The organism is Halomonas smyrnensis AAD6 (assembly GCF_000265245.1).
Taxonomy (GTDB): Bacteria; Pseudomonadota; Gammaproteobacteria; order Pseudomonadales; family Halomonadaceae; genus Halomonas; species Halomonas smyrnensis.
Window position 1 is genome coordinate 91,022 of record NZ_AJKS02000005.1, and the last position, 20,651, is coordinate 111,672.

Here is a 20,651-nt window from a genome sequence, read left to right on the forward strand (position 1 = left end):
GATGTCACCCTGTAGATTAGGACATCATCATCGCCAACCGCTCACCACAGGAGGCGTCGTATGCAGATTCATGCCATCAAGGCGCGCGTCAGCGGCCGCGTCCAGGGCGTCTGGTATCGCCGCGCCACCCAGGAGCGCGCGAGGCAGGCCGGGGTGACCGGCTACGCCATCAATCTGGCCGACGGCCGCGTGGAGGTGCTGCTGTGCGGGGCGCGGGAGGACGTCGAGGCCGTGACGGTCTGGCTGTGGCAGGGGCCGCCGAACGCCGAGGTCACCAGCGTCGAGTCCGAGGAGATCGCGCTGGCGGAGGGGGAGGCGCCGGGCGCCTTCACCACCGGCTGACGGCGCCACGAACGAGACGCGGTGTCGTACGGCTTCGCGATGCCCGCGAATCAGGCGAGGGTCTCGGTGATCCACTCGACCACGGCTTCGCCGTCGACCCCCAGGCAGACGTCGGCCAGCGGCGTCTGCGACCAGCGCGGGGCGATGAACTCGCGGCCCTCGGACGCGAACAGGGTCTGTCCCTCCGCCGGGCCCTCGGTGGCCACGTTGAGATGGCCGCTGGCGACGGTGAACAGCTCCGGACGCACCAGCCAGGCCAGGGCCAGGCTGTCGTGCGGGCAGCAGCCGTCGATGCCCAGCGCGCCCTGGTAGAACTCGCGGTAGAAGGCGTAGCTGCCGGCCAGCACCTCGCCCAGCTTGCCCTGGCCGGCGGCGATGCGTTCCATGTGCTGCGGCGCCAGCACGCAGCGATGGGTGACGTCGAGGCCGACCAGGGTCAGCGGCCAGCCGGCGGTCAGCACCCGCTGGGCGGCGTGCGGGTCGTTGAAGATGTTGGCCTCGGCCACCGGGGTGACGTTGCCGCCTTCCCTGATCGAGCCGCCCATCACCACCACGCGCTTGACCCGCTCGGTGATGCTCGGGTCGATCTGCAGCGCCGCGGCCAGGTTGCCGAGCGGCCCCACGGCCACCAGCGACACCTCGCCGGGGCGGGTGTTGACGGTATCGACGATGAACTGCGCCGCGTTGCGGGCGTCGGCCTGACCGGTCACCGCCGGCAGGTCGATGTCGCCGAGGCCGTTGGCGCCGTGGATGTGTGCCGGTGCCGGGTGGCGCGGCTTGACCATCGGCACCGCCGCGCCCTGGGCCACCGGGATGCGCTGGCCGGCCAGCTCGGACAGCAGCAGCGCGTTGTGGGTGGCGGTCTCCACGTCGACGTTGCCGAAGGTGGTGGTCATGCCCAGCAGCTCGATGTCGGGATGGCGCAGGGCGATGGCGATGGCCTGGGCGTCGTCGACGCCCGGATCGGTATCGAAGATGATCGGTTCTGACATGGCGTCCTCGGCGGTCGGGTTCAGGGAGTATTCGGGGTCTGAGTCTGGCGCTGCCACCGGGCCACCTCGGCGGCCTCGGGAATGCTCTCGGCCGCGCCGGAGCGCTGCACGCCCAGGGCGGCGGCGGCGGCGGCCCGTTCCAGGCAGGCCTCGGGCCCTTCGCCGTCCTGCAGCGCCGCCAGATAGTAGCCGATGAAGGTGTCGCCGGCGGCAGTGGTGTCGACCGGGGTGACCGGCATCGGCGGCTGGAAGTGGCGCGTCTCGCCGACCTGATACCAGGCGCCGTCGCCGCCCAGGGTCAGCACGGTCTCGGTGGCCGGCAGGCGGCTGGCCAGGGCATCGAGCAGGGCAGAGGCGGCGCTGCCGGCGGGCAGGCCGGTGAGCATCTCCGCCTCGCTGCGATTGACGAACAGCAGCCGGCAGGCCTCCAGCGGCAGCTCGGCGGCGTCGGCGGTCATCGGCGCCGGGTTGAAGGCGATATGCAGCCCGCGCTCGCGCGCCGCCTCGAACAGATAGGGCAGGGCGATACATTCGTTCTGGGCCAGCAGCCAGTCGCCGGGCCTGGCCTCGGCCAGTCGCGCATCCAGCGCCGCCTCGGTGAAGCCATGGTTGGCGCCGGGGAACAGCAGGATGGCGTTCTCGCCGGCATCGTCGACCTGGATGATGGCGTGGCCGCTGGGCTCATCCACCAGTTCGACGCTGTCGACGCCGACCCCGGAGGCCTCGAGCAGGTCGCGTGCCCAGGCGTCCTGCCGGCCCAGGCGGCCCCAGTGGCGCACCTGACCCCCGGCACGGGCCATGGCCAGCGACTGGTTGGCGCCCTTGCCGCCGAGCCCGACGCGGTAGCCGTGGCTGGTGAGGGTTTCGCCGGGCGTGACCAGGTGGGGAACGCGATAGATATGGTCGAGATTGATCGACCCGAAGTTGTGCAGCATGCCGTCATCCGGATGAAGGGGCTTGGGGAAACGATACCGGCGAGAGTATCGGGGGCCAGAGCGACCTTCGCAAGCCCGGACCGAGACCCAACACCACATTTATACCGTTATCTTTCTTACTTGAACCGCCAGGCAAGGCCCGACGGTATGAGAGTCTTCAGTCGCGGAGGGGGCGCGTGAGGTTGTCCGCGGTAAGCGCGACGATGCGCTGGCGGGCCTCGGGGCTGATCCAGGCGCTGTGGGGCGTCACGATCAGGTTGAGCGGCTCGCTCAGGGCATCGATCAGCGGATGGCCGTCACGCGGCGGCTCCTCGGGCAGCACGTCGACGGCGAGCCCGCCGAGCCGGCCCTCGCGCAGGGCCTCGAGCGACGCGATCTCGTCGATCATCCCGCCACGGGCACAGTTGACCAGCAGTGCCGACGGCTTGAGCGTCGCCAGCAAGTCGGCGTCGACCAGGTGCCGGCTGGCCTCGGTGAGCGGGCAGTGCAGGCTGATGGCATCGGCGGTGGGAGCGAGCTCGGCGAGGGTGGGGCGGGCATCCTGCTCGGCCCCGGGGCGCGCGGCGAAGATGACCTCCATGCCGAAGGCGCCGGCGAGCTCGCCGACCCGGGTGCCGAGCTCGCCCTGGCCGACGATGACCAGACGCTTGCCCTCGAGCTGCAGGGTGGTGTGATCCATCAGGCAGAAGAAGGGGCTGTCTCCCCAACGGCCCTCGGCCACGTCGCGCTGGTAACGGCGCAGACGGCCGGCCAGGGCCAGCAGCTGCATCATCGTGTGCTGCGCCACGCTGGCCGTGCCGTAGGCGGAGACGTTGCGCACCACGATGCCGCGGCGCTCGGCTTCGTCCATGGCGATGTTGTTGGTGCCGGTGGCCAGCACGCAGATCAGCCTGAGGTCGGGCAGGGCGGCCAGGGCGTCGGCGTCGAGCACCACCTTGTTGACGATGGCCACCTGGGCGCCGGCGAGCCGGGCGACGGCCTCGTCGCACTCGGTGAAGGCATGGACGTCGAGGCGGGACACCCGCTCGCGGATCGGCGTCAGGTTGATATCGTCGCCGAGGCTGGCGGCGTCGAGAATCACGGCATGCATGGCGGTCTTCCTTGTCGTTAGAGACGTCACCGCGGGGCTGGGCCTGGGGCCTGACGGCAGGCTATAATGTCGGGCTTTCAGGGCAGGCCAGTGTTGGAATCTTCGCCGCCCGACCCTATATCGCAGAACGTGTCGCGGGCCCGCTCGGTCCGCATCGCCCTCTGGGACGTCGTTACCGGGAGATATCGAACCATGCCCATCTACGAATACGAGTGCAAGGCCTGTGGCCACCGCCTGGAGAAGCTGCAGAAGATCAGCGCCGCGCCGCTGACCGACTGCCCGGCCTGCGAACAGGCCGAGCTCGACCGCCTGGTCTCCGCGGCGGGTTTCCGCCTGGCGGGCAGCGGCTGGTACGAGACCGACTTCAAGTCCGGCAGCAAGAAGAACCTGGCCGGCGGCGGCGAGACGTCCGGGTCGGCGGCCTGACCGCGGTCGTCGCCTCCCCACACCATTTCACGCAACAGAACAGGATACGACATGCGCAGCCATTATAGCGGCCAGCTGAACGAGACCATGGTGGATCAGACGGTCACCCTGTGCGGCTGGGTTCATCGCCGCCGTGACCATGGCGGGGTCATCTTCCTCGACATGCGCGACCGGGACGGTATCGCCCAGGTCGTGGTCGACCCCGACACCGCCGAGGCCTTCGCCAATGCCGACCGCGCCCGCAGCGAATACGTGCTGCGCATCAGCGGCCGCGTGCGTCTGCGCCCCGAGGGCACCCAGAACCCGAACATGCCCACCGGCCTGATCGAGGTGCTGGCCAAGGACGTGGAGGTGCTCAACACCGCCGCCACGCCGCCGTTCCAGCTCGACGAGCACGGCAAGGTCGGCGAGGAGGTGCGCCTCAAGTATCGCTACATCGACCTGCGTCGTCCGGAGATGATCGACAAGCTGCGCCTGCGTTCGCGCATCTCCCACAGCGTGCGCGCCTACCTCGAGGGGCAGGGCTTCCTCGACATCGAGACGCCGATCCTGACCCGCGCCACGCCGGAAGGCGCCCGCGACTATCTGGTGCCGAGCCGCACCCATCCGGGCAGCTTCTTCGCGCTGCCGCAGTCGCCGCAGCTGTTCAAGCAGCTGCTGATGGTGTCCGGCTTCGATCGCTACTACCAGATCGCCAAGTGCTTCCGTGACGAGGACCTGCGCGCCGACCGCCAGCCCGAGTTCACCCAGATCGATCTTGAGGCTTCCTTCGTCGAGGAGGAAGACATCATGTCGATCACCGAGAACATGGTGCGCAACCTGTTCAAGGACGTGCTGGACGTCGAGCTGCCGGAGTTCCCGCGCATGCCCTACGCCGAGGCCATGCAGCGCTTCGGTTCCGACAAGCCGGACCTGCGTATCCCGCTCGAGCTGACCGACGTCGACGACCTGATGAAGGACGTGGACTTCAAGGTCTTCTCCGGCCCGGCCAACGCCGATGACGGCCGCGTGGCCGCGCTCAAGGTCAAGGGCGGCGCGACCCTGACGCGCAAGGAAATCGACGAGTACACCAAGTTCGTCGGCATCTACGGCGCCCGCGGCCTGGCCTGGATCAAGGTCAACGAGCGCGCGAAGGGCCTCGAGGGCCTGCAGTCGCCGATCGTCAAGTTCATGGAAGGCGTGGTCGAGCAGCTGCTGGACCGCGTCGGCGCCGAGGACGGCGACATCATCTTCTTCGGCGCGGACAAGACCAACATCGTCAACGAGGCGCTGGGCGCGCTGCGCGTCAAGCTGGGTGAGGACCTCGAGCTCTACACCGCCGAGTGGTCGCCGCTGTGGGTGGTCGACTTCCCGATGTTCGAGGCCGACGGCAACGCCCGCCTGCAGGCGCTGCACCACCCGTTCACCGCACCGTCCTGCGACGTGGAAACGCTCAAGAACAACCCGGCCGAGGCGCTGTCCCGCGCCTACGACATGGTGCTCAACGGCACCGAGCTGGGTGGCGGCTCGATCCGTATCCACGATCAGGCCATGCAGCAGAGCGTGCTCGAACTGCTCGGCATCGGCGAGGAAGAGGCCCGCGAGAAGTTCGGTTTCCTGCTCGACGCCCTGCAGTACGGCGCGCCGCCCCACGGTGGCCTGGCCTTCGGCCTCGACCGCCTGGTGATGCTGATGAGCGGCGCCCGCACCATCCGTGAGGTGATCGCCTTCCCGAAGACCCAGAGCGCGGCCTGCCTGATGACCGACGCCCCGGGCGAGGTCAGCGGCGAGCAGCTCAAGGAGCTCAACATTCGTCTGCGCCAGAAGGCCAAGGCGGAGGGCGCCGCCGAATAATCGGCGAGTCTCCCGTGATCGCACCGGCGCCCCTTGTGGCGCCGGTGTCGTTTCTGGGGGTAATAAAGCTTCAGCACTCGACCTGAGCACCGAGGACCAGCCGAAGCGAGGTTCTTTTGACAAGGATGTCAAAAGAAGCGCCCAGGGAAGGGTTTACCGCGTCCTCGTGAAGGCTGGTCGTCGGGAGGGCTCATCTGGCCGATGATTCAATCCGGTTTCCTGACTCACCGACGAGACACGAAGGAGGGAATATGGCCGGCCATAGCAAATGGTCCAATATCAAGCATCGCAAGGCGGCTCAGGACGCCAAACGCGGCAAGATCTTCAACAAGCTGATCCGCGAGCTGACCGTGGCCGCGCGGCAGGGCGGCGGCGATCCCGAGGACAACCCGCGCCTGCGCGCCGCCATGGACAAGGCGCTCGGCAGCAACATGCCCAAGGACACCGTGCAGCGGGCGGTGGATCGCGGCGCCGGCAACACCGACGGCGATGCCATGGAGGAGGTGGTCTACGAGGGCTACGGCCCCGAAGGCGTGGCGGTGATGGTCGAGGCCATGACCGATAACCGCAATCGAACTGTCTCCGAGGTGCGACACGCCTTCGGCAAGCATGGCGGCAACCTCGGCACCTCCGGCTCGGTGGCCTTCATGTTCCACAGGCAGGGGCGACTGACGCTGCGGGAAGGCGTCGACGAGGAGACGGCCATGGAGGCGACCCTGGCCGCCGAGCCAGAGGACATCGAGACCCTCGAGGACGGTCGCCTGGAGGTCGTCACCACCCCCGACAGCTTCGGCGCGGTCAAGGACGCCCTGGTCGAGGCGGGCATCGCGCCCGAGGCCAGCGACGTGGGGCTGTATCCCGACAATTACACCCGCATCGACGACGCCGAGCTCGGCCGGCGCATCGTCGGGCTGGTCGACCGGCTCGAGGACCTGGACGATGTGCAGAATGTTTACACCAATGCCGACTTCGATAATGCCATTCTCGAGGAACTGCATGATTGAGACGGCACACCAATGCGCTCTCGACCTGGCTCGGATGAGAGCCTGGAAGAGCTGCATGATGACTGATCATTTCACGACGAGAGAGCGCCCATGCTGATCCTGGGCATCGATCCGGGATCCCGCATCACCGGTTACGGCGTGCTGGACGTCACCGAGCCCAAGCCGAAGTACGTGACCAGCGGCTGCATCCGCACTCGCGGCGACGACCTGGCCCAGCGCCTGGCTCAGGTCTATGCCGGGGTCAGCGAGGTGATCGGCCTGCACGGCCCCGGCGAGTTCGCCATCGAGCAGGTGTTCATGTCGAAGAACGCCGACTCGGCGCTCAAGCTCGGGCAGGCGCGGGGCACCGCCATCGTCTGCGCGGCCAATCACGGCCTGCCGGTGAGCGAGTACGGCCCGCGCCAGATCAAGCAGGCGGTCACCGGCGGCGGGGCGGCCGACAAGGCCCAGGTGCAGCACATGGTGACCGCCATCCTGGGCCTCTCCGGCACGCCCCAGGCCGATGCGGCCGACGCCCTGGCCATCGCCCTGACCCACGCCTATGCCCGGCTCGGGCTGATCCGCCGGGGCAGCTACGGCGGCGGCGGGCGAGGGCGCGGAAAGAGCGCGTCCTGGCGCGACTTTCGCCCCGAGTGATGTCGCCTGACGGCGACGCCGAAGCGGTTGTCGAACAGCGTTCCACGGGCTGGCATGGCCCGGGGGGGACCAGTATAGTGAGCGCGACGCGCTGCGGATTCATCATCAAGGACAGTGACATATCATGATCGGACGCTTGCGAGGCACCCTGGTCGACAAGCAGCCTCCCTGGCTGCTGCTGGACGTGGCCGGGGTCGGCTACGAGCTGGAAGCGTCCATGACCACCCTGGTGGCATTGCCTGGGGTCGGCGAGGACGTGGTGCTGCATACCCATCTCACCGTGCGCGACGACGCCCATCTACTCTACGGCTTCGCCCGCGAGCAGGAGCGTTCGCTGTTCCGCGCCCTGATCAAGGTCAACGGCGTCGGCCCCAAGCTGGCCCTGGCCATCCTCTCCGGCATGGACGAGGACGCCTTCATCCGCTGCGTGATGGACGACGACGTCAAGTCGCTGACGCGCCTGCCCGGCGTCGGCAAGAAGACCGCCGAGCGGCTGATCGTCGAGATGCGCGACCGCTTCCCGCACTGGGAGGCCGAGGCGCCCGCGGACGGCGCGGCGCCGTCGACCGGCGGCGCCCCCGAGCCGCGCCAGGAGCCGCTGGCCGAGGCCGAGGCGGCGCTGGTCAGCCTCGGCTACAAGCCCGCCGAGGCCGCGCGGATGCTCGCCGGCCTCGAGGAAGAGGGCAGCACCGAGGCGATCATCAAGGCGGCGCTCGCGCGTCGCATGGCAGGCTGATGACCATGCGCGATTCGCAGCCTTTCATCCCGATGCCGGCGGAGGGCCCCCATGCTGGAAACTGACCGCCTGATCGCCGCCGAGAACCGCGAGGGCGAGGGCCATCTCGATCACGCCATCCGCCCCAAGCAGCTCGGCGACTACATCGGCCAGCCGCGGGTCCGCGAGCAGCTGGAGATCTTCATCCACGCCGCCCGCGGTCGCGACGAGAGCCTCGACCACACCCTGGTGTTCGGTCCGCCGGGGCTCGGCAAGACCACGCTCGCCAACATCATCGCCACCGAGATGGGCGTCGGCCTGAAGTCGACCTCCGGCCCGGTGCTCGAGCGGGCCGGCGATCTCGCCGCCATGCTCACCAACCTGCAGCCCGGCGACGTGCTGTTCATCGACGAGATCCATCGCCTGTCGGCGGTGGTGGAAGAGATCCTCTATCCCGCCATGGAGGACTTCCAGCTCGACATCGTGATCGGCGAGGGGCCCGCGGCGCGCTCGATCAAGCTCGATCTGCCGCCCTTCACCCTGGTCGGTGCCACCACCCGGGCGGGCCTGCTGACCTCTCCGCTGCGCGACCGCTTCGGGATCGTCCAGCGCCTGGAGTTCTACTCCATCGAGGAGCTCAGCGAGATCGTCGCCCGCTCGGCGCGACTGCTGGGCGTGACCGCCGACGATGCCGGCGCCCGGGAAGTGGCGCGCCGTTCCCGCGGCACCCCGCGCATCGCCAACCGCCTACTGCGCCGCGTGCGCGACTACGCCGAGGTCCGCGGCGGCGGGCGCATCGACGCCGAGATCGCGGACCAGGCGCTCAACATGCTCCACGTCGATCATCACGGTCTGGACCACATGGACCGCCGCCTGTTGCTGGCGATGATCGAGAAGTTCGACGGCGGCCCGGTGGGCGTCGACTCCCTGGCCGCGGCCATCGGCGAGGAGCGCGACACCATCGAGGACGTCATCGAGCCCTATCTGATCCAACAGGGGCTGATGATGCGCACCGCCCGCGGCCGGGTGGTGACGCGCCAGGCCTGGCAGCACTTCGGCTTGGCCCCGGACGACCGCGCCCCGGCGCCGACACCTTCCCAAGACTGACTTCGACGAGACGAGGATTCCCGTGAACGACGCCATGTCCATTCCCCACCTGATCATGAACGCCAGCGGCGTGGTCCAGGCGGTGATGCTGCTGCTGCTGCTGGGCTCGCTGCTGTCCTGGGTGGTGATCTTCCAGCGCACCTTCGTGATGCGCCGCGCGCGCAAGGCCCACCGCGAGTTCGAGGACCGCTTCTGGTCCGGGGTCGACCTCAACGAGCTGTATCGCGAGACGCCCGCCGAGCAGGAGACCCTGGGCGCCGAGCACATCTTTCGCGCCGGCTTTCGCGAGTTCAATCGCCTGATGCCGAAGACTCAGAGCCCCCAGGCGATCCTCGACGGCGTGCAACGCAGCATGCGCGTCGCCTGGTCCCGCGAGGAAGACCGCCTCAACCTGCATCTGGTGTTCCTGGCCACCGTGGCCTCGTCCAGCCCCTACATCGGGCTGTTCGGCACCGTGTGGGGCATCATGGGCTCCTTCCAGTCGCTGTCCATGGCTCAGCAGGCCACACTCGGTACTGTGGCGCCATGGATCGCCGAGGCGCTGATCGCCACCGCCATGGGCCTGTTCGCGGCTATTCCCGCGGTGATCTTCTACAACCGGCTGTCGGCGGAATCCAGCCGACTGCTGGGCAAGTACGAGGACTTCGCCGAGGAATTCCATTCCATCCTGCACCGCAACCTGCAGGGTCGCGGCGAATCCGCCGCGGGCTGAGGAGGGCCACGCCATGCACGGACCCTTCAATCGCATGGGCCGGCGCAAGCCGATGAACGAGATCAACGTCGTGCCCTTCATCGACGTGATGCTGGTGCTGCTGGTGATCTTCATGATCACCGCGCCGATGCTGACCCAGGGCGTCAAGGTGGACCTGCCCCAGGTGACCTCCGAGCCGATCGAGGACAGCGAGGATCGCGATCCGATCGTCGTCTCGGTGGACAGCGAGGGCCAGATCTACGTCAGCCTGAGCGGCGACGAGACCGCCGTCGATCTCGACCAGCTCGGCCAGCGGGTCGGCATCCTGCTCGAGCGCGAGCCGGGCACCCGTGTCCTGGTCCGCGGTGATCGCAACGTCGCCTACGGCCAGATCGTCACCCTGATGAGCACCCTGCAGACCTCGGGCGTGGTCAACGTCGGACTGATCTCCGAGCCCCCGCCCGGGGACGCCTGAGGAGGACGCATGGCCAAACAACATCGCCATGTCGGCTACGGTCTGCCATTGATCCTCGCCGTCGGGCTGCATCTGGGGCTGCTGGTGGTCAGCGTGATCCGCTTCCCGAGCGCCGAGCAGGAGCCGCCCAACCAGGCCATCGTCAATGCCACCCTGGTGCGTGCCGAGACCGCCACCGATCAGGCCCAGCAGGCACAGCAGCAGGCCCGGGCGGCGGCCAAGGCGGAACGCGAACGTCAGGAGGCCGAGGCCGCCGAGCAGGCGGAGGCGGAACGTCAGGCCGCCGCCGAAGCGGAGCGACAGGCACAGCAAGCCCAGCGCCAGGAACAGGAGGCGGCCCAGGCCGCCGAGCGGGAGCAGGCCCGCGAAGCCGCCGAGCAGGCGGCGGCCGAAGCCGAACGCCGCGAGCGCGAGGCCGCGGAGCAGGCGGCCGAGCGGGAGCGTCAGCAGGAGGCCGCGCGCCAACGCCGCGAAGCCGAGGAACAGCGACAGCGCGAGGCCGAGGCCGAACGCCAGCGTCAGGCCGAGGAAGAGGCCCGCCGTCAGCGCGAAGCCGAGGAACAGCGTGAGCGCGAGGCGGAGGCCGAACGCCAGCGCCAGGCCGAGGAAGAGGCCCGTCGTCAGCGCGAAGCCGAGGAGCAGCGTGAGCGTGAAGCGGAGGCCGAACGCCAGCGCCAGGCCGAGGAAGAGGCCCGCCGCCAGCGCGAAGCTGAGGAGCAGCGCGAGCGTGAGGCCGCCGCCCAGCGCGCCGCCGAAGCCGCCCAGAGCAGCCTCGACCAGGCCATCGCCGGCGAGTCCGAGGCCGTGGCCAACGCCCAACAGGCAGAGGAGGCGGCCAACGGCTTCATCAACCTGGTGCGCCAGGCGGTGGAGCAGGCCTGGTCGATTCCGCCCAACGTCCCCGACGGCGCCGCGGCCGAGATATCGGTTCGCCTGGGGCCCTCCGGGGAGCTATTCGCCGCCAACATCGGTCGTAGCAGTGGCAACAGTGCCTTCGACCGTTCGGCGCTGAGCGCGGTGGAAACCGCCGCGCCCTTCGCCGAACTGCGCGAGCTGCCCGCTTCGGTGCAGCGCCAGTACCGTGAGTTCAATCTCAGATTCCGACCGGGGGACATACGCTGATGAGAGCCTTGATGACCACCTGGCTGGCGGCCGTGCTGCTGCTGTGCACGTCGCTGGCCCAGGCCGACCTGACCATCGACATCACCCAGGGCAACGAGCAGGCCACGCCGATCGCCGTGGTGCCGTTCGCCGAAGGCGAGAACCTGCCCCAGGACGTGGCTCGGATCATCTCCGACGACCTGGAACGCAGCGGCTACTTCGCGCCCCTCGAGCGCGAGGCGATGTTCGCCAGGCCGACCCGCGGCGACGACGTCAGTTTCGGTGACTGGCAGGCCCTGGACACCCGCTATCTGGTGGTCGGCCGGGTCAGCCGCACCGGCGGCGGCGTCGAGATCCAGTACGAGCTGATGAACGTCAGCGGCGAATCGCGGATGCTGGGCGAGGTGATCACCGCCGGCCAGGATCAGATGCGTGCCGCCGCCCACCGCATCAGCGACAAGATCTTCGAGGAGATCACCGGCATTCGCGGTGCCTTCTCCACGCGCATCGCCTACGTCACCTCTCAGGGCGTCGGCGACGAGACCGCCTATCAGCTGTTCGTCGCCGACGCCGACGGACGCAACAGCCGGCAGGTGCTGAGCTCCGACGAGCCGATCATGTCGCCGGCCTGGTCGCCGGACGGCGGCAAGCTGGCCTATGTGTCGTTCGAGTCCGGCCGCCCGGGCATCTACGTGCAGGAAGTCGCCAGCGGCCGTCGAGTGCGCCTGACCTCCTTCGAGGGCCTCAACAGCGCCCCGACCTGGTCGCCGGACGGCCGCCGACTGGCGATGGCGCTGTCCCGCGACGGCCAGCCGGAGATCTATGTCATGGACGTCGCCTCGCAGAACCTGCAGCGCGTCACCAACAGCCAGAGCATCGAGACCGAGCCGGCCTGGTCACCGGACGGCAACAGCCTGATCTACACCTCGGACCGCAGCGGCGGCCCGCAGATCTATCGCCAGTCGCTTGGCGGCTCGCCGGAGCGCATCACCTTTACCGGCAACTACAATGCCCGGGCGCGCTTCGCGCCGGACGGCGAATCCATCTTCCTGATCCATCGCGGCGGCAACGGCTATCGGGTCGCCAAGCAGGATCTGGAGAGCGGCCGGCTGGTCGAGCTCGGCGACGCCCGCCAGGCGGAGTCGCCCAGTGTCGCGCCCAACGGCACCATGGTAATCTTCGCCACCCAGCAGGGCGGTAATGGGGTGCTGGGGGGCGTTTCCGCGGACGGTCGTGCCTCGTTCCGTCTTCCCGCGGCCCAGGGCGACGTGCGCGAGCCCGCCTGGTCCCCGTTTCTGAACTGAATGTATCCCGCAAAGAAAGGAGTCATACGATGCAATTCAAGCCTTATGCCCGCACTCTGATCGCCGCCATGTCGATGGCCGTCATGGCCGGCTGTTCCAGCACCGGTGGCACCCAGGAAGGCTCCATGGATGGCACCGCCGGTGGCACCGCCGGCGTGGGAACCGGCACCGCCGGTGCCGGCCAGGCGAGCGGCAGTGGCCTCGGCGAGGGCGCCGGCCAGATGGCCGGCTCGCGCATTCCCGAGGTCCGTACCATCTACTTCGCCTACGACAGCGACACCATCCGCCCCGAGTTCCAGTCGGTGCTGGAGGCGCACGCCCGTTTCCTGCAGAACAACGGCAACGCCAGCGTGGTGCTGCAGGGTCATACCGACGAGCGAGGCACCCGCGAGTACAACCTGGCCCTCGGCGAGCGTCGCGCCGACTCCGTGAAGCGCTTCCTGAGCGTGCAGGGCGTGTCGCCGTCCCAGGTCGAAGTCGTCAGCTACGGCGAGGAGCGCCCGGCGGCCCGCGGCAGCAACGAGGAAGCCTACGCCCAGAACCGCCGGGTGGTCTTCGCCTACTGAGCTCCGCGCCACGCACGGCACCACGATAGCGAGGGGAGAAAGCGATGAGACCGCGTCTCAGAATCTGGACCGCCGCCGGCGCCTTGAGCCTGCTGGCCGCCCCGGCGCTGGCCCAGCAGCCGGTGGTGGAGGATCTCACCGCCCGCTCCGGCTCCGGCAGTTTCTATGACCAGACCGCGGCCCGCGAGCCGGCGGGTGGCAATCTGGAGCTGTTCAACGAGCTGCAGCGCAACCAGGAGCAGCTCCGCCAGCTGCGTGGCCAGGTCGAGGAGCTGCGCTATCAGCTCGACCGACTCAAGCGCCAGACCCGTCAGCAGTACATGGACCTGGACGAGCGCCTGTCCGCGAACGCCGGCGCCGCCAGTGCGACAGGCGGGGCCGGTGCCGCCGCGGCCGAGCAGGTGGCCAATGGCGGCAATGCCGGCGAGCCGTCGGCATCATCCACCGGGCAGGCCGCCGGCGCGTCGGGCTCGATGGACAACGACGCCGGCGCCCGGGCCGACTACCAGGCGGCCTTCGCCAAGGTGCAGGCCCGCGAGTTCGATGCCGCGACCCAGGCCTTCGAAGCCTTCGTCGACCAGTATCCGAACGCCGGGCTGACCGCCAACGCCTACTACTGGCTCGGTGAGCTGCATTCGGCCGGCGGCGACCTCGAGGCCGCCGGGGCCTCCTTCCAGCGCGTGCTCGACGACTTTTCCGACAGCAACAAGGTGCCCGACACCCTCTACAAGCTGGGCCTGCTCAAGGCCCGCCAGGGCGAGCCGGAGGCCAGCCAGGCACTGCTCGAGCGGGTGCAGCAGGAATATCCCGACAGCAGCGCCGCCAATCTGGCCGCCGACTTCCAGCGGCAGTCGGGCAACTAGCCCCGGAGGGACATCATGACGGTCTGCAAGATCGACTATGAGGCACCGCAGGGGCTGCTCGACGGCCGGGTGATCCTGGTCACCGGCGCGGGCGATGGCATCGGCCGCGCCGCGGCCCTGAGCTATGCTCGCCACGGCGCCACGGTGATCCTGCTGGGACGGACGATCGCCAAGCTGGAGGCGGTGTACGACGCCATCGAGTCGGAGGGGCTGCCGCAGCCGGCGATCTTCCCGCTCAACTTCGAGGGCGCGACGCTCAAGGACTTCCACGACATGGCAGAGGCCCTGAACAAGGAGTTCGGGCGCCTGGACGGCATCCTGCACAACGCCGGCCTGCTGGGCAGCATCACGCCCTTCGCCCAGTATGATCCGGCGCTGTGGGAGCAGGTGATGCAGGTCAATATCAATGGTCCGATCTGGATGACCCAGGCACTGCTGCCGCTGCTGGAGGCCTCACCGGATGCCTCGGTGATCTTCACCTCCTCCTCGGTGGGTCGCCGCGGGCGCGCCTACTGGGGCGCCTATGCGGTGTCGAAGTTCGCCACCGAGGGCTTCATGGAGGTGCTGGCCGACGAGGTGGAGCATCTCGGCACGCTGCGCATCAACACCCTGAACCCCGGCGCCACCCGCACCGCCATGCGCCAGTCCGCCTATCCGGCGGAGGATCCGGGCACGCTGCGCACGCCGCAGGACATCATGCCCACCTATCTGTGGCTGATGGGGCCGGATAGCCGCGGCCACAGCGGCGAGGCGTTCGACGCTCAACCCCCGCGCCAGTAGGGCCGGACCAGCGAGACAAGCCGGCACGGCAAGGACGCCGGCATGGGGGCGGACCAGGGGTACCGAAAAAGCGGGCCTCCCGACTGGGAGGCCCGCTTTTTTTGTCGATGGCCTTGATCGCGTTTTACCCCCTGCCGGAGCCGTCACGACCGGGCCGTCATGCCGGCACAGGGGTGTCGCCCCGACGGGACATCAACGCTTGGGATCGACCGGCAGCAGGGTCTCGGTCAACGCCTCGGCGGTGTCGAACCAGCGATCCGCCGGCCACAGGCGATAGTCGTCGTCTTCGGTGATATAGCCATAGCCCACCGCCACCGCGGGCATGCCCGCCGCCCTGGCGGCCTGCATGTCGCGGTGATGATCACCGAGGTACCAGCAGTCGCCGGGGGCCACGGCGAGGCGCCGCGCCGCCTCGAGCAGCGGCGCCGGGTCGGGCTTCTTCACCGGCAGGTCGTCGGCGCACAGCAGCGCGCCCGGTTCGAGGCCCAGGGCCTCCACCAGCGGCGCGGCGTAGGCCCGCGGCTTGTTGGTGACGATGCCCCAGGGGCGACCGGCGCCACGCCATTCGTCCAGCAGCCGGTCCAGCGGCGGAAAGACGCGGCTCTCCACCGCCACCGCCTCGCCGTAGGCGGCCAACAGGAAGGCCCGGGCATCATCGTGGCCGTCGTGCTCGCGCTCGAGGCCCAGCGCCAGGGTCACCAGGGCGCTGCCGCCGTTGGAGACCTGGGCGCGGATGGTCGCGTAGGGCAGGGGCGCCAGCCCGTGGTGGTCACGCAGGGCGTTGGTGGCACGGGCCAGATCCGGCGCGGTATCCACCAGGGTGCCGTCGAGATCGAACAGCAGCGCCTCGGGTGTCGTCCATTCGCGACTCACGACGCCTCCCGACGGCAGTGCATCAGGTAATTCACCGACACGTCGGTGGCCGACAGGCGATAGCGGCGGGTCAGCGGCTGGTAGGTCAGGCCGCTCTGCTCACAGACCGCGAGACCGGCCTCTCGGCACCAGCCGGCGAGCTCCGAGGGGCGGATGAACTTGGCGTAGTCGTGGGTGCCCCGCGGCAGCATGCGCAGCAGGTACTCGGCGCCGACCACGGCCAGGGCGTAGGCCTTGGGATTGCGGTTGATGGTCGAGAAGAACACCTGGCCGCCGTGCTTGACCAGCCGCGCGCAGGCGCGGATCACCGAGGCGGGGTCGGGCACGTGCTCGAGCATCTCCAGGCAGGTGACCACGTCGAACTCGCCGGCATGGGCCTCGGCCATGGCCTCGACGCTGACCTGGCGGTAGTCGACGCTCGCGCCGGTCTCCTCGGCGTGCAGCCGGGCCACCGCCAGCGGCGCCTCGCCCAGGTCGATGCCGGTGACCTCGGCGCCGCGATGGGCCATGGCCTCGGCGAGGATGCCGCCGCCGCAGCCGACGTCGAGCACCCGATGGCCGGCCAGCCCGGCGCGGGCGTCGATGAAGTCGAGGCGCAGGGGATTGATCTCGTGCAGCGGCTTGAACTCGCCGTCGGTATCCCACCAGCGATGGGCCAGGGCCTCGAACTTGGCGATCTCCGCCGCGTCGACGTTGTCCGCTTGCGACTGGCTTGCCGTCATCTGTCCTCTCCGTAGGTGTCGCCGGCCGGCCACTGTGGCGAGCTCGGCATGATTCGGTATGATGCCATTCTACTCGTTCCCGACGGCCCGGCCCATGCCCGGCCGCGTCGGGCTACATGCGACACGACAAGGACCGCACCATGATCCGCAAGGCCGTTCTCCCCGTTGCCGGTTTCGGCACCCGCTGCCTCCCCGCCTCCAAGGCGATCCCCAAGGAGATGATCACCATCGTCGACCGCCCGGTGATCCAGTACGTGGTCCAGGAGGCCGTCGAGGCCGGCATTCGCGACATCGTGCTGGTGACTCACGGCAGCAAGAGCGCCATCGAGAACCACTTCGACAAGCACTTCGAGCTCGAGGCCGGCCTCGAGGCCAAGGGCAAGCACGAGCTGCTCGAGGAGCTGCGCTCGATCGTGCCGGAGGACGTCAACATCATCAGCGTGCGCCAGCCGGAACCGCTGGGCCTCGGCCATGCGGTGCTCTGCGCGCGCCCGGTGATCGGCGACGACGAACCCTTCGCCGTGCTGCTGCCCGACGTGCTGGTCGACGGCGATGGCCTCGAGCGCAACGACCTGGCCGGCATGATCGAATCCTTCGACGCCACCGGCCGCACTCAGCTGATGGTGGAGGAAGTGCCACACGAGCTGGTCTACAAATATGGCATCGTCGCCCCCGAGGGCGAGCCGCCCGCGGCCGGCGAAGCCGGGGCCCTGGCCGGACTGGTCGAGAAGCCCAAGGTCGAGGAGGCTCCCTCCGACCTGGCGGTCATCGGCCGCTACGCGCTGCCCGGCGCCATCTTCCCGCTGCTCGCCGAGACGCCGCCCGGTGCCGGCAACGAGATCCAGCTCACCGATGCCATCGAGACCCTGCGTCAGCAGAACGGCGTCGACGCCTGGCGCATGCGCGGTCGCACCTATGACTGCGGCCATCAGCTCGGCTACCTCGAGGCGATCCTCGCCTACGGCCGCCGCCATGCCCGCTACGGCGAGGGCTTCCGCGAGCTGCTGACCCGCTACAGCGGCGAGGAGTAAGCCATGCGCGTTCTGGTCCACGGCAGTGAGCTGGCCGCCGCCACCGCGGCGGCGGCGCTGGCCTCGGTCGGCCACCGGGTGAGCTGGTGGCCCCACGCCAGCGCCGACTGGTCGACCCTGTCCGAGAGCGGCTGGCTGACCAGCGAGCCGCAGCTGATGGCGCGCCTGGGCGAAGGCATCGCCCAGGGCCATCTGAGCGTGCTCGGCGCAGGCGAACAGCCCGAGGGCGACGACTTCGAGGTGCTGTGGCTGGCCCTGTCGCCGGAGCAGCGCGAGGAAGGCCGTGCCACCGTCGCCGAGCTGTCGTCGCGGCTGACCGCGGACGCCGTGCTGGTCAACAACTCGACCTTCCCGGTCGGCGAGACCGACCGCCTGGCCGCCGGCCTCGGCAACGGCCGGCGCGCCGTGGCGCTGGCCGACCTGCTCGAGGAGGGCCGCGCCTGGGAGACCTTCACCCGGCCGTCACGCTGGCTGCTGGGCTGCGACGACCGCGACGCCGAGCGCCAGGTGCGCGAGCTGCTGCGCGCCTTCAATCGCCGCCGCGAGGTCTTCCAGCGCATGCCGCGGCGTGCCGCCGAGCTGACCAAGCTGGCGATCAACGGCATGCTGGCCACTCGCATCAGCTACATGAACGAGATCGCCGGCCTCGCCGACACCCTGGGGGTGGACGTCGAGGACGTGCGCGAGGGCATGGGGGCGGACAGCCGCATCGGCTACGAGTACCTCTATCCCGGCTGCGGCTTCGGCGGCCCCAGCTTCTCCCGCGACCTGATGCGCCTGGCCGACGTCCAGTCGGCCAGCGGCCGCCATTCGGCGCTGCTCGATCAGGTGCTCGACATCAACGAGCAGAAGAAGGAGACGCTGTTCCGCAAGCTGTGGGCCCACTACCACGGCCGGCTGGAAGGCCTGACCGTGGCCATCTGGGGCGCGGCCTTCAAGCCCGGTACCGCGCGCATCGACCATGCGCCGGTGCTGACGCTGCTGCGTGCCCTCTGGGCCCAGGGCGTGCGCGTGCGGCTGCACGATCCCGCCGCCACCGAGGCGCTGCGTGAACGGCTGGGCGATCATCCGCTGCTGGAACTGTTCGACGGCGATCCAGACGAGGCGCTCGAGGGCGCCGACGCCCTGATGCTGGTCACCGAGTGGAAGGCCTACTGGAACCCGGACTGGCCGCGCCTGGCATCAAAGCTGAAGGGCAAGCTGCTGCTCGACGGCCGCAATATCTACGATCCGGCCCACGTCGCCGACATGGGACTGCACTATCGGGGCATCGGGCGCCGCGCCGATCCTTGAGTCGGCTCGATTTGCTGCTGCGCTCGACAGGCTGGCCGCCGGCGGTGCTCGCTATCCTCATGTAGCAGGCTACGCTCCGATAGCTGTGCTCCGGCGACAACCAGCCCGCCTTCGCTCGCGACGTAAATCGAGGCCGACTCTCTAATAAGCAGTAGAAACAAAACGGCCCCGCCAGATGGCGGGGCCGTTGTCGTTCGCGAGTCCGCTGGGGATCAGGCGAAGTTCTGGGCGACGAAGTCCCAGTTCAGCACGTTCCAGACGTTCTCGAGGTACTTCGGACGCGCGTTGCGGTAGTCGATGTAGTAGGCGTGTTCCCACACATCGATGGTCAGCAGCGGGGTCTGGCCGTGAGCGACCGGGGTGTCGGCGTCGTCGGTGTTGACGATGTCGACGCCGCCGTCGGCGGTCTTGATCAGCCAGGTCCAGCCGGAGCCGAAGTTGCCGACGGCCTTGGCGTTGAAGGCGCTCTTGAATTCCTCGAAGGAACCGAACTTGGCATTGATGGCCTCGGCCAGCGCGCCGGTCGGCTCACCGCCACCGTTCGGGGACAGGCAGTGCCAGTAGAAGGTGTGGTTCCAGACCTGAGCCGCCTGGTTGAACAGGCCACCGGAAGCAGACTGGATGATCTCCTCCAGGGACTTGTTGGCGTTCTCGGTGCCCTCGGTCAGCTCGTTGAGCTTGGTGACGTAGGCCTGGTGGTGCTTGCCGTAGTGGTACTCCAGGGTCTCGGCGGAGATGTGCGGCTCCAGGGCGTTCTTTTCGTACGGCAGTGCGGGCAGTTCGAATGCCATTATCGTTTCTCCTCGTTGCTAGTCATGGGTCGGCGACCCATGGTGTGCCAGTGCGCTGGGGGAGTGCAAGGTCGATGTCGGCCCGGATTCGGCCGTGCCCCGTTCGCTCCCTCGATAAAAAACCGTACACTATCAGTGTGCTGTACCAGTCCGATCACGGCATCATATCACCCGGCCTGGGGTCCGCCAATTCCGATCAGGGGACTCGGGCTTGGGTCGCGTGCCGGCGATATCGCCGGCGGGACGCCGACACGCAACGCGCAAGGAGACCACCATGGCAGAGCGCCCGGAAGACAGCCGGCAGCCACGACCGATCGTGCCGGACCCGGATGCCAGCCTGGCCGGGCACCACCGGTCACACGCCCCGCCCAGGGCGACCGTCTGGCCACTGTGGCTGCTGATCCTGCTGCTCACCGCGGCGCTGATCGGGCTGGCCTACGCCGGCTGGATGGAGCGTCAGCGCCTGGAGCAGCGGCTGACCCGCCTCAACGGAGAGATCTCCAACGTCCATGCCCGCTTCGACGCCTCCGAGGGTCGCGGCGAGCTGCTGTCGGAGATCCAGACACGCCTCGACGAGCTCGAGGGGCTGGAGGACCGGCTACAAGCCACGCTGGACGACCGCGTCACCGAGCGCCTGTCGGACTGGCAGGACGAACACCTGGCGCCGCAAGCGCAGGCCCAGTCTGCGCTCGAAGGCCGGGTCGCGACCCTGGCCGAGGATGGCGAGGTGCGCGCCGATACCCTGGCGGCGGTGCGCGACTCCATGGATGCCCTCGAGACCGCCAGCCGCGAGGGACGGTCCGCGCTCACCGAGCGCCTGGCGGCACTGGAGAGCACTCAGCAGGGCGAGGCCGAGCGTCAGCAGGCGCTCGATGAACGGCTCGATGGCGCCGTCGAGGCCCTGGCCGGGCTGAGCGACGACGTTGAAGCCCTGGGTTCGTCGAGCGATGATGAGCGCGAGCAAACCGCGGCCCTCGAGGAGCGCCTCGCGGATCTGCAGGCCGAACTGCGGGAGCTGCGCCAGTCACAGCTGGCCATGAACGCCCAGCTGGAAGCGCTGCGGCAGTGACAGGACGTCAGC

At 69.0% G+C, this 20,651-nt stretch carries 23 protein-coding genes; 17 read left to right on the forward strand and 6 right to left on the reverse strand.

Going from position 1 to position 20,651, the window contains the following annotated elements:
* Positions 1 to 60 precede the first annotated feature (60 nt).
* A complete protein-coding gene (locus tag UYS_RS0207440) occupies positions 61 to 342 on the forward strand; it encodes an acylphosphatase (RefSeq protein ID WP_016854880.1) in 282 nt (93 codons plus the stop codon).
* A gap of 50 nt (positions 343 to 392) precedes the next feature.
* Here the strand turns inward: UYS_RS0207440 and UYS_RS0207445 are convergent, their stop codons facing one another.
* The 3 genes from UYS_RS0207445 to UYS_RS0207455 all read right to left on the reverse strand — a co-directional run bounded on the left by UYS_RS0207445 (position 393) and on the right by UYS_RS0207455 (position 3,359).
* The gene (locus UYS_RS0207445) at positions 393 to 1,334 is read right to left on the reverse strand and encodes a nucleoside hydrolase (RefSeq protein ID WP_016854881.1); all 942 of its coding nucleotides are present in this window, start codon (positions 1,332 to 1,334) and stop codon (positions 393 to 395) included.
* Positions 1,335 to 1,354: 20 nt separating this feature from the next.
* On the reverse strand, positions 1,355 to 2,269 hold the full coding sequence (locus tag UYS_RS0207450; RefSeq protein WP_016854882.1) for a ribokinase: 915 nt from the start codon (positions 2,267 to 2,269) through the stop codon (positions 1,355 to 1,357).
* A gap of 157 nt (positions 2,270 to 2,426) precedes the next feature.
* Positions 2,427 to 3,359 carry a D-2-hydroxyacid dehydrogenase gene (locus UYS_RS0207455; protein ID WP_016854883.1) on the reverse strand — a complete coding sequence of 311 codons (933 nt, stop codon included), beginning with the start codon at positions 3,357 to 3,359 and terminating at the stop codon, positions 2,427 to 2,429.
* A gap of 192 nt (positions 3,360 to 3,551) precedes the next feature.
* Between UYS_RS0207455 and UYS_RS0207460 the strand changes: the two genes are divergently transcribed.
* From UYS_RS0207460 to UYS_RS0207520, 13 genes are all read left to right on the forward strand, one after another.
* Positions 3,552 to 3,785, forward strand: a complete 234-nt coding sequence (locus UYS_RS0207460; protein ID WP_016854884.1) for an FmdB family zinc ribbon protein — start codon at positions 3,552 to 3,554, stop codon at positions 3,783 to 3,785.
* Between the two features lie 51 nt (positions 3,786 to 3,836).
* Positions 3,837 to 5,618, forward strand: coding sequence for an aspartate--tRNA ligase (gene aspS, locus UYS_RS0207465; protein ID WP_016854885.1), 1,782 nt, complete (start codon positions 3,837 to 3,839; stop codon positions 5,616 to 5,618).
* Positions 5,619 to 5,869: 251 nt separating this feature from the next.
* Positions 5,870 to 6,622, forward strand: coding sequence for a YebC/PmpR family DNA-binding transcriptional regulator (locus UYS_RS0207470; protein WP_016854886.1), 753 nt, complete (start codon positions 5,870 to 5,872; stop codon positions 6,620 to 6,622).
* 90 nt (positions 6,623 to 6,712) lie between these two features.
* The gene (gene ruvC / locus UYS_RS0207475) at positions 6,713 to 7,258 is read left to right on the forward strand and encodes a crossover junction endodeoxyribonuclease RuvC (protein WP_016854887.1); all 546 of its coding nucleotides are present in this window, start codon (positions 6,713 to 6,715) and stop codon (positions 7,256 to 7,258) included.
* A 124-nt stretch (positions 7,259 to 7,382) separates the two neighbouring features.
* Positions 7,383 to 7,994, forward strand: a complete 612-nt coding sequence (ruvA, locus tag UYS_RS0207480; protein ID WP_016854888.1) for a Holliday junction branch migration protein RuvA — start codon at positions 7,383 to 7,385, stop codon at positions 7,992 to 7,994.
* A 51-nt stretch (positions 7,995 to 8,045) separates the two neighbouring features.
* Complete coding sequence (ruvB, locus tag UYS_RS0207485) at positions 8,046 to 9,080, forward strand: Holliday junction branch migration DNA helicase RuvB (protein ID WP_016854889.1); 1,035 nt, start codon at positions 8,046 to 8,048, stop codon at positions 9,078 to 9,080.
* 34 nt (positions 9,081 to 9,114) lie between these two features.
* A complete protein-coding gene (gene tolQ, locus UYS_RS0207490) occupies positions 9,115 to 9,792 on the forward strand; it encodes a protein TolQ (protein ID WP_172977757.1) in 678 nt (225 codons plus the stop codon).
* A 13-nt stretch (positions 9,793 to 9,805) separates the two neighbouring features.
* A complete protein-coding gene (tolR, locus tag UYS_RS0207495) occupies positions 9,806 to 10,246 on the forward strand; it encodes a protein TolR (RefSeq protein ID WP_016854891.1) in 441 nt (146 codons plus the stop codon).
* Between the two features lie 9 nt (positions 10,247 to 10,255).
* Positions 10,256 to 11,368 (forward strand): cell envelope integrity protein TolA, encoded by a 1,113-nt coding sequence (gene tolA / locus UYS_RS0207500; protein ID WP_016854892.1) that lies wholly within the window; start codon positions 10,256 to 10,258, stop codon positions 11,366 to 11,368.
* Complete coding sequence (gene tolB / locus UYS_RS0207505) at positions 11,368 to 12,651, forward strand: Tol-Pal system beta propeller repeat protein TolB (protein WP_026068410.1); 1,284 nt, start codon at positions 11,368 to 11,370, stop codon at positions 12,649 to 12,651. Before tolA ends, tolB begins: the two co-directional genes overlap by 1 nt.
* A gap of 29 nt (positions 12,652 to 12,680) precedes the next feature.
* A complete protein-coding gene (pal, locus tag UYS_RS0207510; protein WP_016854894.1) occupies positions 12,681 to 13,217 on the forward strand; it encodes a peptidoglycan-associated lipoprotein Pal in 537 nt (178 codons plus the stop codon).
* A 44-nt stretch (positions 13,218 to 13,261) separates the two neighbouring features.
* Positions 13,262 to 14,080, forward strand: coding sequence for a tol-pal system protein YbgF (gene ybgF / locus UYS_RS0207515; RefSeq protein WP_016854895.1), 819 nt, complete (start codon positions 13,262 to 13,264; stop codon positions 14,078 to 14,080).
* A gap of 15 nt (positions 14,081 to 14,095) precedes the next feature.
* Positions 14,096 to 14,860, forward strand: coding sequence for a YciK family oxidoreductase (locus UYS_RS0207520; protein ID WP_016854896.1), 765 nt, complete (start codon positions 14,096 to 14,098; stop codon positions 14,858 to 14,860).
* A gap of 192 nt (positions 14,861 to 15,052) precedes the next feature.
* Here UYS_RS0207520 and UYS_RS0207525 read toward each other — a convergent pair whose 3' ends face one another.
* Entirely contained in the window at positions 15,053 to 15,733 is a 681-nt protein-coding gene (locus tag UYS_RS0207525; RefSeq protein ID WP_016854897.1) for an HAD-IA family hydrolase, read from the reverse strand.
* Complete coding sequence (ubiG, locus tag UYS_RS0207530; RefSeq protein ID WP_016854898.1) at positions 15,730 to 16,455, reverse strand: bifunctional 2-polyprenyl-6-hydroxyphenol methylase/3-demethylubiquinol 3-O-methyltransferase UbiG; 726 nt, start codon at positions 16,453 to 16,455, stop codon at positions 15,730 to 15,732. Before ubiG ends, UYS_RS0207525 begins: the two co-directional genes overlap by 4 nt.
* Positions 16,456 to 16,595: 140 nt before the next feature.
* Here ubiG and galU point away from each other — a divergent pair, with 140 nt between their 5' ends.
* Entirely contained in the window at positions 16,596 to 17,486 is an 891-nt protein-coding gene (gene galU, locus UYS_RS0207535) for a UTP--glucose-1-phosphate uridylyltransferase GalU (RefSeq protein ID WP_016854899.1), read from the forward strand.
* A 3-nt stretch (positions 17,487 to 17,489) separates the two neighbouring features.
* Positions 17,490 to 18,779, forward strand: coding sequence for a nucleotide sugar dehydrogenase (locus tag UYS_RS0207540; protein WP_016854900.1), 1,290 nt, complete (start codon positions 17,490 to 17,492; stop codon positions 18,777 to 18,779).
* A gap of 212 nt (positions 18,780 to 18,991) precedes the next feature.
* Here the strand turns inward: UYS_RS0207540 and UYS_RS0207545 are convergent, their stop codons facing one another.
* Positions 18,992 to 19,570, reverse strand: coding sequence for a superoxide dismutase (locus tag UYS_RS0207545; protein ID WP_016854901.1), 579 nt, complete (start codon positions 19,568 to 19,570; stop codon positions 18,992 to 18,994).
* Positions 19,571 to 19,844: 274 nt separating this feature from the next.
* Here UYS_RS0207545 and UYS_RS0207550 point away from each other — a divergent pair, with 274 nt between their 5' ends.
* Complete coding sequence (locus tag UYS_RS0207550; protein WP_016854902.1) at positions 19,845 to 20,639, forward strand: hypothetical protein; 795 nt, start codon at positions 19,845 to 19,847, stop codon at positions 20,637 to 20,639.
* Positions 20,640 to 20,651 lie beyond the last annotated feature (12 nt).

What these genes read in the sequence shown, in the direction of transcription:
- aspS (WP_016854885.1), top strand. Translation starts at nt 3,837, where the DNA reads ATGCGCAGCCATTATAGCGGCCAGCTGAACGAGACCATGGTGGATCAG.
- ybgF (WP_016854895.1), top strand. Translation starts at nt 13,262, where the DNA reads ATGAGACCGCGTCTCAGAATCTGGACCGCCGCCGGCGCCTTGAGCCTG.
- UYS_RS0207455 (WP_016854883.1), bottom strand. Translation starts at nt 3,359, where the DNA reads ATGCATGCCGTGATTCTCGACGCCGCCAGCCTCGGCGACGATATCAAC.
- ubiG (WP_016854898.1), bottom strand. Translation starts at nt 16,455, where the DNA reads ATGACGGCAAGCCAGTCGCAAGCGGACAACGTCGACGCGGCGGAGATC.
- pal (WP_016854894.1), top strand. Translation starts at nt 12,681, where the DNA reads ATGCAATTCAAGCCTTATGCCCGCACTCTGATCGCCGCCATGTCGATG.
- UYS_RS0207450 (WP_016854882.1), bottom strand. Translation starts at nt 2,269, where the DNA reads ATGCTGCACAACTTCGGGTCGATCAATCTCGACCATATCTATCGCGTT.
- UYS_RS0207540 (WP_016854900.1), top strand. Translation starts at nt 17,490, where the DNA reads ATGCGCGTTCTGGTCCACGGCAGTGAGCTGGCCGCCGCCACCGCGGCG.
- tolQ (WP_172977757.1), top strand. Translation starts at nt 9,115, where the DNA reads ATGTCCATTCCCCACCTGATCATGAACGCCAGCGGCGTGGTCCAGGCG.
- tolB (WP_026068410.1), top strand. Translation starts at nt 11,368, where the DNA reads ATGAGAGCCTTGATGACCACCTGGCTGGCGGCCGTGCTGCTGCTGTGC.
- UYS_RS0207440 (WP_016854880.1), top strand. Translation starts at nt 61, where the DNA reads ATGCAGATTCATGCCATCAAGGCGCGCGTCAGCGGCCGCGTCCAGGGC.
- UYS_RS0207470 (WP_016854886.1), top strand. Translation starts at nt 5,870, where the DNA reads ATGGCCGGCCATAGCAAATGGTCCAATATCAAGCATCGCAAGGCGGCT.
- ruvC (WP_016854887.1), top strand. Translation starts at nt 6,713, where the DNA reads ATGCTGATCCTGGGCATCGATCCGGGATCCCGCATCACCGGTTACGGC.
- tolA (WP_016854892.1), top strand. Translation starts at nt 10,256, where the DNA reads ATGGCCAAACAACATCGCCATGTCGGCTACGGTCTGCCATTGATCCTC.
- UYS_RS0207550 (WP_016854902.1), top strand. Translation starts at nt 19,845, where the DNA reads ATGGCAGAGCGCCCGGAAGACAGCCGGCAGCCACGACCGATCGTGCCG.
- galU (WP_016854899.1), top strand. Translation starts at nt 16,596, where the DNA reads ATGATCCGCAAGGCCGTTCTCCCCGTTGCCGGTTTCGGCACCCGCTGC.
- ruvA (WP_016854888.1), top strand. Translation starts at nt 7,383, where the DNA reads ATGATCGGACGCTTGCGAGGCACCCTGGTCGACAAGCAGCCTCCCTGG.
- ruvB (WP_016854889.1), top strand. Translation starts at nt 8,046, where the DNA reads ATGCTGGAAACTGACCGCCTGATCGCCGCCGAGAACCGCGAGGGCGAG.
- UYS_RS0207445 (WP_016854881.1), bottom strand. Translation starts at nt 1,334, where the DNA reads ATGTCAGAACCGATCATCTTCGATACCGATCCGGGCGTCGACGACGCC.
- tolR (WP_016854891.1), top strand. Translation starts at nt 9,806, where the DNA reads ATGCACGGACCCTTCAATCGCATGGGCCGGCGCAAGCCGATGAACGAG.
- UYS_RS0207520 (WP_016854896.1), top strand. Translation starts at nt 14,096, where the DNA reads ATGACGGTCTGCAAGATCGACTATGAGGCACCGCAGGGGCTGCTCGAC.
- UYS_RS0207460 (WP_016854884.1), top strand. Translation starts at nt 3,552, where the DNA reads ATGCCCATCTACGAATACGAGTGCAAGGCCTGTGGCCACCGCCTGGAG.
- UYS_RS0207545 (WP_016854901.1), bottom strand. Translation starts at nt 19,570, where the DNA reads ATGGCATTCGAACTGCCCGCACTGCCGTACGAAAAGAACGCCCTGGAG.